General features: G+C 63.4%; 12 protein-coding genes. 7 read left to right on the top strand and 5 right to left on the bottom strand.

All coding sequences use genetic code 11. The features are described 5' to 3' along the window. The first annotated feature begins 45 nt into the window (after window positions 1-45). The 3 genes from betC to JOE32_RS17510 all read left to right on the top strand — a co-directional run bounded on the left by betC (window position 46) and on the right by JOE32_RS17510 (window position 4,170). Entirely contained in the window at window positions 46-1,560 is a 1,515-nt protein-coding gene (betC, locus tag JOE32_RS17520; RefSeq protein ID WP_209986764.1) for a choline-sulfatase, read from the top strand. A gap of 18 nt (window positions 1,561-1,578) precedes the next feature. Continuing rightward, on the top strand, window positions 1,579-2,493 hold the full coding sequence (gene choX, locus JOE32_RS17515; protein ID WP_209986762.1) for a choline ABC transporter substrate-binding protein: 915 nt from the start codon (window positions 1,579-1,581) through the stop codon (window positions 2,491-2,493). Window positions 2,494-2,601: 108 nt separating this feature from the next. Then, entirely contained in the window at window positions 2,602-4,170 is a 1,569-nt protein-coding gene (locus JOE32_RS17510; RefSeq protein ID WP_209986760.1) for a SulP family inorganic anion transporter, read from the top strand. A gap of 24 nt (window positions 4,171-4,194) precedes the next feature. Here the strand turns inward: JOE32_RS17510 and aroE are convergent, their stop codons facing one another. Then, window positions 4,195-5,013, bottom strand: coding sequence for a shikimate dehydrogenase (aroE, locus tag JOE32_RS17505; protein WP_209986758.1), 819 nt, complete (start codon window positions 5,011-5,013; stop codon window positions 4,195-4,197). Further along, window positions 5,013-5,945: an oxygen-dependent coproporphyrinogen oxidase gene (gene hemF, locus JOE32_RS17500; protein ID WP_209986756.1), complete on the bottom strand. Its 933-nt coding sequence runs from the start codon at window positions 5,943-5,945 to the stop codon at window positions 5,013-5,015. Before hemF ends, aroE begins: the two co-directional genes overlap by 1 nt. Window positions 5,946-6,106: 161 nt before the next feature. Between hemF and JOE32_RS17495 the strand changes: the two genes are divergently transcribed. Further along, a complete protein-coding gene (locus JOE32_RS17495; protein ID WP_209986754.1) occupies window positions 6,107-7,084 on the top strand; it encodes an NADPH:quinone reductase in 978 nt (325 codons plus the stop codon). Window positions 7,085-7,181: 97 nt separating this feature from the next. On the opposite strand, the gene JOE32_RS17490 is transcribed toward JOE32_RS17495, so the two are convergent. From JOE32_RS17490 to JOE32_RS17480, 3 genes are read right to left on the bottom strand one after another with little or no spacing between them, the layout of a single operon-like run. After that, window positions 7,182-7,739, bottom strand: coding sequence for an L-threonylcarbamoyladenylate synthase (locus JOE32_RS17490; RefSeq protein WP_057006224.1), 558 nt, complete (start codon window positions 7,737-7,739; stop codon window positions 7,182-7,184). Window positions 7,740-7,798: 59 nt separating this feature from the next. Then, window positions 7,799-8,902: a DNA-processing protein DprA gene (dprA, locus tag JOE32_RS17485; protein WP_209986752.1), complete on the bottom strand. Its 1,104-nt coding sequence runs from the start codon at window positions 8,900-8,902 to the stop codon at window positions 7,799-7,801. A gap of 59 nt (window positions 8,903-8,961) precedes the next feature. Beyond that, on the bottom strand, window positions 8,962-9,741 hold the full coding sequence (locus JOE32_RS17480) for a peptidoglycan-binding protein (protein ID WP_209986750.1): 780 nt from the start codon (window positions 9,739-9,741) through the stop codon (window positions 8,962-8,964). 135 nt (window positions 9,742-9,876) lie between these two features. On the opposite strand from JOE32_RS17480, the gene def reads away from it, so the two are divergent. From def to rsmB, 3 genes are all read left to right on the top strand, one after another. Next, complete coding sequence (gene def, locus JOE32_RS17475; RefSeq protein WP_003233625.1) at window positions 9,877-10,383, top strand: peptide deformylase; 507 nt, start codon at window positions 9,877-9,879, stop codon at window positions 10,381-10,383. A gap of 68 nt (window positions 10,384-10,451) precedes the next feature. Continuing rightward, window positions 10,452-11,405 (top strand): methionyl-tRNA formyltransferase, encoded by a 954-nt coding sequence (gene fmt, locus JOE32_RS17470; RefSeq protein WP_209986748.1) that lies wholly within the window; start codon window positions 10,452-10,454, stop codon window positions 11,403-11,405. Next, window positions 11,402-12,712: a 16S rRNA (cytosine(967)-C(5))-methyltransferase RsmB gene (gene rsmB, locus JOE32_RS17465; protein ID WP_209986746.1), complete on the top strand. Its 1,311-nt coding sequence runs from the start codon at window positions 11,402-11,404 to the stop codon at window positions 12,710-12,712. Before fmt ends, rsmB begins: the two co-directional genes overlap by 4 nt. Window positions 12,713-12,731: the final 19 nt, after the last annotated feature.

The raw sequence follows: 12,731 nt of genomic DNA, 5'->3' as shown, positions 1-12,731 counted from the left end.
GCATGCTCACTGGCATAAACACCGCCTATGGAATGCCGATAGATCATGAAGCGCAAGAACATTCTTTTCATCATGGCCGATCAAATGGCCGCGCCGATGCTGCCGTTCTACGGACCTTCCCCAATCAAGCTGCCCAACCTGAGCCGTCTTGCCGCCCAGGGCGTGGTGTTCGACGCCGCCTATTGCAACAGCCCGCTGTGCGCACCGTCGCGCTTCACGCTGGTCAGCGGCCAGCTGCCGAGCAAGATCGGCGCCTACGACAACGCGGCGGACTTTCCCGCCGATGTGCCGACCTACGCCCACTACCTGCGCCGCCTGGGCTACCGCACCGCGCTGTCGGGCAAGATGCACTTTTGCGGCCCCGACCAGTTACACGGTTTTGAAGAGCGCCTGACCAGCGATATCTACCCCGCCGATTACGGCTGGGCGGTGAACTGGGACGAGCCGGATGTGCGCCCCAGCTGGTTTCACAACATGTCATCGGTGCTGCAGGCCGGCCCCTGCGTGCGCACCAACCAGCTGGATTTCGACGAGGAGGTGGTGTTCAAGGCTCAGCAGTACCTGTTCGACCACATTCGCGAGGACGGCGACCGGCCGTTCTGCCTCACCGTGTCGATGACCCACCCTCACGACCCGTACACCATTCCCAAACCGTTCTGGGACCTCTACGACGACAGCGACATCCCGTTGCCCGTGACGCCTGCGCAGAGTGACCTCGACCCGCATTCCCAACGGCTGCTCAAGGTGTATGACTTATGGGACAAGCCGCTGCCGGTCGACAAGATCCGCGATGCGCGCCGCGCCTACTTCGGCGCCTGCAGCTACATTGACAGCAACGTCGGCAAGCTCCTGCAAACCCTGGAAGACACCGGCCTGGCCGACGACACGATCATCATCTTTTCGGGCGATCACGGCGACATGCTCGGCGAGCGCGGCCTCTGGTACAAAATGCACTGGTTTGAAATGGCTGCCCGCGTGCCGTTGCTGGTGAGTGCGCCAGGGCAGTTCGCCGCCGGCCGCGTCACGTCGGCCGTGTCCACCGCCGACCTGCTGCCTACCCTGGTGGAACTGGCCGGCGGCGCACTCGACCCGCGCCTGCCGCTGGACGGCCGCTCGCTGGTGTCGCACTTGCAAGGGCAGGGCGGGCACGACGAAGTGTTTGGCGAATACATGGCCGAAGGCACCATCAGCCCCTTGATGATGATTCGCCGGGGCGCCTGGAAATTCATCTACAGCGAAGACGATCCGTGTCTGCTGTTCGATGTGCACAACGACCCGCACGAGCGGGAAGACCTCAGCCAGTCACCGGAACACCGGCCGCTGTTCGAGGCGTTTTTGACAGAGGCGCGGGCCAAATGGGACATCCCGGCGATCCACCAGCAGGTGCTCGCCAGCCAACGCCGTCGTCGCCTGGTGTTCGAGGCACTGACCCAGGGCACGCTCAAGAGCTGGGACCACCAGCCGCTGGTGGACGCCAGCCAGCAATACATGCGCAACCACATCGACCTCGACGACCTGGAGCGCAAGGCACGTTATCCACAACCCTGCCAGAACCAATAAACAGACAGAGGGAAGGTCATGCAAAAATTGACGGTGATACTGAGCATTCTGGCGCTGGCCAGCGCCAATGCGTACGCGGACACACGTTGCGAAACGGTAAAAATGGCTGATCCGGGCTGGAGCGACATTGCCGCAACCAACGCCATTACCGGTTTCTTGCTGACGGGCATGGGCTACACACCCAAGGTCGACACCCTGGCGGTGCCGATTACTTTTGGCGGGCTCAAGGACGGCAAAGTGGATGTGTTCCTCGGCAACTGGATGCCGGCGCAGCAAGGCTTTTACGACAAGTTCGTGGCCAATGGCGATGTGGTGCAACTGGCGAAGAACCTCGACGGCACCGAGTTCACCCTTGCCGTGCCGGATTATGTGTGGGATGCGGGGGTGCATGATTTTGCCGACCTGAACACATTCGCCGACAAGTTCGACAAGAAGATTTACGGCATCGGCTCCGGTGCGCCGGCCAATATCTCGCTGCAGGAGATCATCAAGAAGAACGACTTCAACCTGGGCCAGTGGAAACTGATCGAGTCGAGCGAACAGGCGATGCTCGCCGAAGTGTCGCGGGCGGTGAAGAAGCAGCGCTTCGTCACCTTCCTTGGCTGGACGCCGCACCCGATGAACGTGCAGTTGAAGATGCATTACCTCAAGGGCGGCGAGCAGTACTTCGGCGATACCGGCAGCGTCTACACCCTGACCCGCAAGGGTTATACGCAGGCCTGCCCGAACGTGGGGAAACTGCTGACCAACCTGAGTTTTACCCAGGACATGGAGAACAGCATCATGGCGCAGGTGGCCAACGACAAGGTCAGCAACGCCGAGGCCGCGAAGACGTGGATCAAGGCCAACCCTGCGGTGCTCGACAAGTGGCTTGATGGGGTGAAGACCGTGGATGGCAAGGACGCATTGGCGGCAGTCAAAGCCCAGCTCTAAAGCCCCACCGCTGCCACTTTGTGGGAATGAGCTTTTGTGGGAGCTGGCTCCCACAGGGGCATGTGGGTGCTGATAATCTTGAGCCAAATCTTTCAAGCCGAGTTACAGATGCCCCGGCCCACTCGCTACACACTCTTTCCCTTCCTCGCCTGGCTGGCGAATCAAACCCGCGCGAGCGTCGGACGGGACGCACTGGTCGGTCTCAGCGGCGCCGTACTTGCCCTGCCACAGTCGATTGCCTACGCGCTGATCGCCGGCCTGCCACCTGAATACGGCCTGTACGCAGCCATCATCCCGGTGTTGATCGCTTGCCTGTGGGGTTCGTCCTGGCACCTGATCTGCGGGCCTACGGCGGCGATTTCCATCGTCCTCTACGCCAGCGTCAGCCCATTGGCCGTGCCGGGCTCGCGGGACTACATCAGCCTGATCCTGCTGCTGACGTTCCTGGCTGGCGTGTTCCAGTGGCTGCTCGGCCTGCTGCGCTTCGGTGCGCTGGTGAATTTCGTCTCGCACTCCGTGGTACTCGGCTTCACCCTCGGCGCCGCCGTGGTCATCGCATTGGGGCAGTTGCCCAACCTGCTGGGGCTTGAACTGCCGAGCCAGACCACCGCCCTCAACAGCCTGCTGGCACTGATCGAACATCGCGGCGAGTGGGACCACGCCTCGCTCATCCTGGGCCTCGGCACCTTGCTGCTGGGCGCGTTGCTCAAGTACCGGGTGCCGCGCTGGCCGACGCTGTTGATCGCCCTGACCCTGAGCAGCCTGGCCGCGTGGCTGTGGCCGGCGATGTTCGGGCACGTAGCGCGGGTGAGTGGGTTTATCGGCAAGCTGCCGCCGTTCAGCCCGTTGCCGATGGACCTGGACGTGATTTTGCGCCTGCTGCCCGGCGCCGTGGCGGTGGGCATGCTGGGGCTGGTGACCAGCCTGTCGATTGCGCGCGCCTTGTCGGCGCGCTCGCAGCAATTGCTCGATGCCAACCAGGAAGTTCGTGCGCAGGGTTTATCCAATATGGTCGGCGGATTTTTTTCCGGCTATTTGTCGGCCGGTTCCTTCACGCGCTCGGGCCTCAACCTTGAGGCGGGCGCCTGCTCACCACTGGCCGGGGTATTTTCGGCGCTGTGGGTGGCGTTGTTCGCGTTGTTTGGCGCGGCGTTGATCGCACGGATCCCGATCCCGAGCATGGCGGCGAGCATTCTGCTGATTTGCTGGGGCCTGGTGGACCGTCGCGCTATTGGCGCGTTGTTCCGGGTCAGTCGCGCGGAATTCGTGGTGATGAGCCTGACGCTGTTGGCGACTTTGCTGCTGGAGTTGCAGACGGCAATTTATGCGGGGGTGCTGGCCTCGCTGTTTTTCTACCTCAAGCGCACGTCACAACCCAGCGTCCAGCACTGGCGCGACGGTGAAGATGATGTGCTGCGGGTGGGCGGCTCGATCTTTTTTGGCGCCAGCCATTACCTGCAGGTGCGCCTGCAACGACTCGCGGGGAAGCGGGTGGTGATCGAGGCGCAACAGATCAATTTCATCGACTATTCGGGGGTGGAGATGCTGCACCAGGAAGCACGGCGGTTGCAGGGGTTGGGACGCAGCCTGACCTTGCGCCGGGCTCGGCCCCAGGTGGTAGAGGAACTGAGAAAGCTGGAAGGCGCCGACCGTTGCCCCATCCATTTCGAAGACTGAGCCCCTCCCATAATTGGATGGGTGTCAGGCCAACTGTCGGCGCAGTTCAGCCAGCACCGGCGCCGAATCCGGGCGCACACCGCGCCACAGGAAGAATGCTTCGGCCGCTTGCTCAACCAGCATGCCCAGGCCATCCATCGCGATCGCCGCGTCGTGTTCGCTGGCCCAGCGACAGAACGCAGTAGGCTGCTGGGCATACATCATGTCGTAGCAGAATGTCCTGCCCGGGTCGATCAGGCTGCCCGCAATCGGCGGTACATCGCCTGACAGGCTGGCCGAGGTGGCGTTGATGATCACGTCCACCGGCTCACGCAGCCAATCGAAACCGCTGGCCGACACCGGGCCCAAATCGTCGAACAACTCGGCCAGTGATTCGGCTTTCTCCACGGTGCGGTTGGCGATGATCAGCGACGCGGGTCGCTCGGCCAGCAATGGCTCCAGCGCACCACGCACCGCGCCACCGGCGCCCAGCAACAGGATACGTTTGCCTTCCAGCGTCAGCCCGGCGTTGACCGTGAGGTCGCGCACCAGGCCGGCGCCATCGGTGTTGTCGCCCAGCAAGGTGCCATCGCCCAGTTGGCTCAGGGTGTTGACCGCACCGGCGCGCCGCGCCCGCTCGGTCAGGCTGCTGGCCAGGCGGAACGCCTCTTCCTTGAACGGCACGGTGACATTGGCGCCCCGCCCCTGCAGGAAAAACTCACGGGCACAGCCGGCGAAATCCTCCAGTGGCGCAAGCAGGGTGCTGTAGTCCAGTTGCTCGCCGGTCTGCTCGGCGAACATACGGTGAATCAACGGCGACTTGCTGTGGCCGATGGGGTTGCCGAACACCACATAACGGTCCATCACAGCGCTGCCTTGGGCGGCGCAATACCCAGCCAGTCGCGGTCCTGCAGGAAATAGTCGGTCAGACGCGCTTCTTCACTGCCGGCCTCGGCCTTCCAGTCGTAGCTCCAGCGCACTTGCGGCGGCAGCGACATCAGGATCGACTCGGTACGCCCGCCCGATTGCAGGCCGAACAGGGTGCCACGGTCGTAGACCAGGTTGAACTCGACATAACGGCCCCGGCGGAATTCCTGGAATTGGCGCTGCTGCTCGGTGTACGCCATCGCCTTGCGGCGCTGCAGAATCGGCAGGTAGGCGTCGATGTAGGCATTGCCGATGGCCTGCATGAACGCAAAGCAGGTGTCGAAATCCCACTCGTTCAAGTCATCGAAGAACAGCCCGCCGATGCCGCGCGGCTCGTTGCGATGCTTGATGTGGAAGTAGGTGTCGCACCAGGCCTTGTAGCGCGGGTACACGTCCGGGCCGAACCGCGCGCAGGCTTCTTCGGCCACGCGGTGCCAGTGGATGCAGTCTTCCTCAACGCCGTAGTAGGGCGTGAGGTCGAAGCCGCCACCGAACCACCACACCGGATCTTCGCCTTCTTTTTCAGCAATGAAAAAGCGCACGTTGGCGTGGGACGTCGGCACATGCGGGTTGTGCGGGTGGATCACCAGCGACACCCCCAGCGCCTCGAAGCCGCGCCCGGCAAGCTCCGGGCGGTGGGCACTGGCGGAGGGCGGCAAACCGCTGCCGAATACGTGGGAAAAGTTGACGCCGCCTTTTTCGATCACCGTACCGTTCTCGATCACACGGGTGCGCCCGCCGCCGCCGGCAGGCCGGGTCCAGGCGTCTTCGATAAAGCGAGTGTCCGTCTCGAAAGCTTCCAGAGCGCTGCAGATACGGTCTTGCAGATCGAGCAGGTAGGCTTTGACAGCCTCGGTGCGGGTAGTCATGAGGTCACCTTGAATCGGGCAAAGCAGCGCGAAGCCATGGGGCGTCGGCGGCAAATGGGCGCACAGGATAACACTGCACCTGCCGCCGCCGCAGTTGACGAAGGTCAAGCTTAGGAGTCCGATAGGAGGCTACGCGAATTCGAACCTGAGGAGATGTGCAGATGGCCAAACGTATCCAGTTCAGCGCCCATGGCGGCCCCGACGTGCTCGAGTACGTGGACTACACGCCCGCAGAGCCCGGCCCACAACAGGTGCGGGTACGCAATGAGGCCATCGGCCTGAACTTCATCGACACCTATTTCCGCAGCGGCCTTTACGCACCGCCGGCCTTGCCATCGGGCCTGGGTGCAGAAGGTGCGGGCGTGGTCGACGCGGTGGGCAGCGAAGTCAGCCAATTCAAGGTGGGCGACCGCGTGGCCTACGGCAGCGGGCCGCTCGGCGCCTACAGCGAACTGCATGTGCTGCCGGCCGCCAACCTGGTGCACCTGCCGGACGACATCAGCTTCGAACAGGCGGCCGGCGCGATGCTCAAGGGCCTCACCGTGCAATACCTGTTGCGCCAGACCTATGAGGTGCAGGCAGGCGACACCATTCTGTTTCACGCAGCCGCCGGTGGCGTGGGCTCCCTGGCCTGTCAGTGGGCCAAGGCTCTGGGCGCGAAGCTGATCGGCACCGTCAGCTCGCCGGAAAAGGCTGCACTGGCCAAATCCCTCGGCGCCTGGGCAACCATCGATTACAGCAAGGAAAACGTCGCACAGCGTGTGCTGGAATTGACCGACGGCAAAAAGGTGCCGGTGGTGTACGACGGCGTGGGCAAGGACACTTGGCTGACGTCTCTGGACAGCGTGGCGCCACGGGGTCTGGTGGTGAGCTTCGGCAATGCGTCGGGTGCCGTGGACGGGGTGAACCTGGGGATTCTGTCGGCGAAGGGCTCGCTGTATGTCACCCGGCCGACGCTGGCGACTTATGCCGGCAACGCGAAGGACTTGCAGGTGATGGCCGATGACCTGTTTTCGATGATCAAGAGCGGCAAGGTGCGCATTGATATCAACCAGCGCTATTCGCTGGCGGAGGCGGCGAAGGCGCAGACAGAGCTGTCGGGGCGGCGGACTACAGGGTCGACTATTTTGTTGCCTTGAGGGCCTCATCGCGGGCCAGCCCGCTCCCACCTGTTGACCGAGTTGGAATGCGATCAAGTGTGGGAGCGGGCTTGCCCGCGATAAGCGCGACGCGGTCTCAGGAAGGCCGCACCACCTCACCCGTGACCAGGTTGCGAATCAGGCTCGGGTTCTTGCGCCCACCCAACGCGCCCCCCAACACCCGATCCACCTGCCCACGGAAATACTGCTCCACGCGAATCCGCGAGCGGGCGGCCGGGCGGCCCTGGGGGTTGGCCGAGGTGGAAATCAACGGGCCCACCAGCGAGCACAGGTCCCGCACCAGCGGGTGATCGGTGACCCGCAGCGCCACCGTGTCGTGCACACCGGTCACCCATTCCGGCAATAAATCCTGATGAGGCACCAGCCAGGTGTTCGGCCCTGGCCAGGTGCTGGCCATGCGGTCGATCCAATCCTGCGGGAAGTCTTCGAACAGAAAGTCGAACTGGCGAATCGTGTCCGCCACCAGAATCAGGCCCTTGTCCACCGAGCGGTTCTTGATCGCCAGCAGGCGGTCCACCGCTTCTTCGTTCCACGGGTCACAGCCCAGGCCCCAGACGGCTTCGGTTGGATAGGCAATCACCGCGCCTGCGCGAATTTCCCGTGCGGTTTCCAGCACACGCCACCTGTTGACCATTTGCTCACTCTCCAGACAAAAGCTCTGCGCAGTTTACCGATCTTCCTTACAAAACCCAGCTACAAAGCCTGGCAGCGCGCAAGCCAACGCCCGCTCTCGCTGATCACCTGACCTTCGAGCTCCAGTTCCGTGAGGGTGGCAAGTACCTGGGACAACGGTCGTCCGCTGGCAATCGCCAAAGCCTCGCTGGTGTGCGGCGCGGCATGCAGCAACGCTACCAGCGGATGAGTGACAGGCAGCGGCGCAGGACGTGACAAGGCCTGCCAGCCGCGCAATCCTTCGAGGATATGCTCGATGGTTTCCACCAGCATCGCGCCATCGCGGATCAACTGATGACAGCCCTTGGCCCCGGGATGATGGATGGACCCCGGAATCGCATAGACCTCGCGCCCTTGCTCGGCCGCCAGTTTCGCCGTGATCAGCGAACCGCTGGCCATGCTCGCTTCCACCACCAGCACCCCCAGGGACAGGCCACTGATGATGCGATTGCGCCGCGGGAAGTTGCCCGCCTGGGGCGCGGCGTCCAGCGGGAACTCGGAAACCACGGCGCTGCCCTGGTCAATCATCGCGGCGGCGAGCCGCCGGTGGCGCTGTGGATAAAGATTTTCCAGGCCGGTGCCGAGCACGCCGATTGTCTGGCCTCCCACGTCCAATGCGGCCTGATGCGCAGCGCCATCGATTCCCAGAGCGAGGCCGCTGGTGATGACAAAACCGGCGCTCGCCAGGCTGCGGGAAAACGCGGCAGCGGTGTCCATGCCGGGACGCGAAGCACGACGGCTGCCGACCATCGCCAGTTGTGGTTTTTCCAGGATCAGCGGGTCGCCGGCGACGAATAACAGCGGTGGCGCGCTATCGATCTCGGCAAGCAAGGCGGGGTACTCGGGTTGGTCCCACATCAGTAAATGCTGGCCCGCACGCTCAAGCCAGGCCAATGCCACAGCGGCGCCCTCACGGACTTCGGGGCTGCGCCGAGCGTCGGCGCTGCTGGCCGGCAACCCGAGTGAACGCCAGGCACTGGCCGGCGCACTGATGGCGCTGGAGGCCGAGCCGAACGCTTCGATCAGCAGTTGAAAACGCTTCGGGCCCAGTTCCGGCAGCCGGTGCAGGCGCAGCCTTGCTTCCAGTTCTGATGGGGATATTTCGTTGCGGTTTATCGCGAGCATAGGATCATCCTTGACCGGAACAACTTGTGGATAACTCTGTTGGTAACTTATTTAGCAACCTATTCATTGTGTTTGACGGCTGTCTCAAAGCGGTCCTGTACGGCCAGCGGTTGGGAGGCCTTGAGCACCAGGCCGTAGCTGAGTTTTTCGTAAGTGCGAAACACCAGCAGGGTGCCCGCACGTGCATCGGGAAGGGTCACCAACGCGCCGGTAAGAACGTCGCGCACGCTGGCGCCGGCTTTGATTACGCTGAGCACCTGGCCTTCGATCAGGCCGTCCCGGCGCCCCTTGTTCAGGGTCACGGCGTCGAGTACGCCGATCTGGGTCACACCCTTGGGGATATCGATGATCGTGCCTTCGATGAAAGGCCCAGGCTGCGCAGCGTCCAGGCGTTTCAGCGCAATCGGCGACGGTGCGCGGAGCAGGCGGTCGCCAGGACGTATCTCCTGAGTGATCCGCTGAACGGCAAGCGTGCTGAGGTCGCCGGCGGTTATAAACCGCGCAGTGCCGATGTCGTCGGCGTTGACGCCCAACAACTCCTGGGTTCGAGGATCGGTGTAGGCCTTGCCGCGTCGGAATATTCCGTAAATGGGCTGGGAAGGGTCCAGGTTGCCTCTGGCATGCACGCGCTCATCGTTGGCGCCCAACACACGGCCGGCGCCCGCCGCGATGATGTAGGGTGCATTGTCCAGGTCCTGGGGTGAGTCAAAAATGCGGTTGTGCAACAAAAACCGCTGGATGGCCTGTTGCGTGGTGTGATCCAGGCGTGGGCCAGGCGGGGGGATCAGGGCCGTGGCAAACGGGGCCCAGAGCAGCAAGACGAGTAGCGATTTCCTCACAGGGTGAATCTCCTTTATTATGTGCGTTCGCGTGAAACGTCAGCGCCTTCGCGGCTTTCGAACGTTTCACACCGGCTGCCTGGGTCCATCCCACCGCCGATTTGCCTCTACCTCACATGTGCAGCAATTACGCTTATGGCTATTTTGAACATCCTCGAATTTCCCGACTCGCGCCTGCGCACGATCGCCAAGCCGGTGGCCGTAGTGGACGACAAGGTTCGTCAGTTGGTCGATGACATGTTTGAAACAATGTATGAAGCGCCGGGCATCGGTCTCGCCGCGACCCAGGTCAATGTTCACCTGCGCGTGGTGGTCATGGACCTGTCCGAAGACCGCAGCGAGCCGAAGGTGTACATCAACCCCGAGTTCGAGCCGCTGACCGACGAGATGGGCGAGTACCAGGAAGGCTGCCTGTCGGTGCCGGAGTTCTACGAGAGCGTAGAGCGCCCGCTGCGCGTGAAGATCAAGGCCCTGGACCGCGACGGCAAGCCCTTCGAACTGATTGCCGAAGGCCTGCTGGCGGTGTGCATCCAGCACGAATGCGACCACCTCAACGGCAAGCTGTTTGTCGATTATCTGTCCACGCTCAAGCGTGATCGGATCAAGAAGAAGCTGGAAAAAAAGCATCGCCAGCAAGCTTGATGCCTCCTTCCAAAGGCTTGCTGCGGCAAGCCTTTTTCTTTTGTGACTGTTTTTAACCGAGACCTCCCATGACCGAGCCACTGCGCATTGTTTTTGCCGGTACACCCGAATTTGCCGCCGAACACTTGAAGGCGCTGCTTGCCAGCCCTCACGCGATCGTCGCGGTGTACACCCAGCCGGATCGCCCGGCCGGTCGCGGGCAAAAACTGATGCCGAGCCCGGTCAAGCAACTGGCACTTGAGCACAACATTCCCGTGCTGCAACCGCCGACTTTGCGCAACGCCGAGGCCCAGGCCGAACTGGCCGCGCTCAAGCCCGACCTGCTGGTGGTCGTGGCCTACGGCCTGATCCTGCCGCAGGCAGTGCTGGATATCCCACGCCTGGGCTGCATCAACAGCCACGCGTCGCTGCTGCCACGCTGGCGCGGTGCGGCGCCGATCCAGCGCGCCGTAGAAGCCGGTGACAGCGAAAGCGGCGTCACCGTGATGCGCATGGAGGCAGGCCTGGACACCGGCCCGATGCTGCTCAAGGTCACCACCCCCATCACCGGCGAAGACACCGGTGGCAGCCTGCACGACCGCCTCGCCGAACTGGGCCCGCCCGCCGTGATCCAGGCCATCGCCGGCCTCGCCGACGGTAGCCTGCAAGGCGACGTGCAGGACGACAGCCTGGCCACCTACGCCCACAAGCTGAACAAAGACGAAGCGCGCATCGACTGGAGCCGCCCGGCCGTGGAACTGGAGCGCCTGGTGCGTGCGTTCAACCCGTGGCCGATCTGCCACAGCACGCTCAATGGCGAGGCGTTGAAAGTGCTGGCCGCTACCCTGGCCGAAGGCGAGGGCGCGCCGGGTGAAATCATCGGCGCCAGCAAGGACGGTCTGGTGGTCGCGTGCGGTGAACAGGCGCTGTGCCTGAACCGTCTGCAACTGCCCGGTGGCAAGGCGCTGAACTTCAGTGATTTGTTCAACAGCCGCCGTGAGAAATTTTCCCTGGGCACCCTCCTTGGGTTGGCTGCGCAATGAACCCACGTCTGGCCGCCGCCAAGGCCCTGGCCGCCGTCCTCAACGGCAAGGCTTCGCTGAACAGTTCTCTGCCGCCCCAGTTGGACAAGGTGGAAGACCGCGACCGCGGCTTCACCCAGGACCTGGCCTTTGGCACCGCCCGCTGGCAGCCGCGTTTGTCGGCGTTGGCGGCCAGACTGCTGCAAAAGCCGTTCAAGGCTGCCGATGCGGACGTGGAGGCGCTGCTGTTGGTGGGCCTTTATCAACTGCTGTACACCCGTGTGCCGGCCCACGCCGCCATCGGCGAAACCGTCGGTTGCGCCGACAAGCTGAAAAAACCCAGGGCCAAGGCACTGCTCAACGCCGTGCTGCGCCGCGCACAGCGTGAAAGCGAAACGCTGCTGGCCGAGCTTGAGCACGACCCGGTGGTGCGCACCGCCCACCCGCGCTGGCTGCAAAAATCCCTCAAGGCGTTCTGGCCCGAGCACTGGGAAGCCATTTGCGCCGCCAACAATGCACACCCGCCGATGATCCTGCGGGTTAACCGTCGCCATCACCGCCGTGACGCCTATTTGCAGTTGCTGACCGATGCCGGCATTGCAGCCGCCGCCTGTGTGTACAGCATCGATGGCATCGTGCTCGAAGCGGCTGCCGATGTACGCAGCCTGCCGGGCTTCGCCGAAGGCTGGATCAGCGTGCAGGATGAAGCCGCGCAACTGGCCGCCGACCTGCTCGACCTCGCCCCCGGCCAACGCGTGCTCGACGCCTGTTGCGCCCCCGGCGGCAAGACCTGTCACATCCTGGAAGTTGAAAAGGATCTGGCCGGTGTCGTCGCGGTGGACCTCGAAGCCAAGCGCCTGGTGCGCGTGCGGGAAAACCTCGCGCGTCTGGGCCTGAGCGCCGAGCTGATCGCCGCCGATGGCCGTGACACCGCCACCTGGTGGGACGGCAAGCCGTTCCAGCGCATCCTGCTCGATGCGCCATGCTCGGCCACCGGTGTGATCCGCCGTCACCCGGATATCAAGCTCACCCGCCAAGCTGACGACATTGCTGCCCTGGCCGTGCTGCAAGGCCAATTGCTCGACGCGCTGTGGCCGACCCTGGAAGTGGGCGGCATTCTGCTCTACGCCACATGCTCCACGTTGCCGACCGAAAACACCGAGGTCATCCAGGCCTTCCTCGCGCGCACCAGCGGTGCGCGCGAACTGGACCTGGCCACCACGGCCGGCATCAAGCAGCCCCATGGCCGTCAACTGCTCGCGCAGGAAGGCGGACACGATGGCTTCTACTACGCCAAACTGATCAAGATCGCCGCCGCGCGCGGCTGAACGGTTTTAAGGGAGTGAC

It is taken from the genome of Pseudomonas sp. PvP025 (assembly GCF_017832155.1).
GTDB lineage: Bacteria > Pseudomonadota > Gammaproteobacteria > Pseudomonadales > Pseudomonadaceae > Aquipseudomonas.
This window is presented reverse-complemented; position numbering and strand designations above follow the sequence as displayed.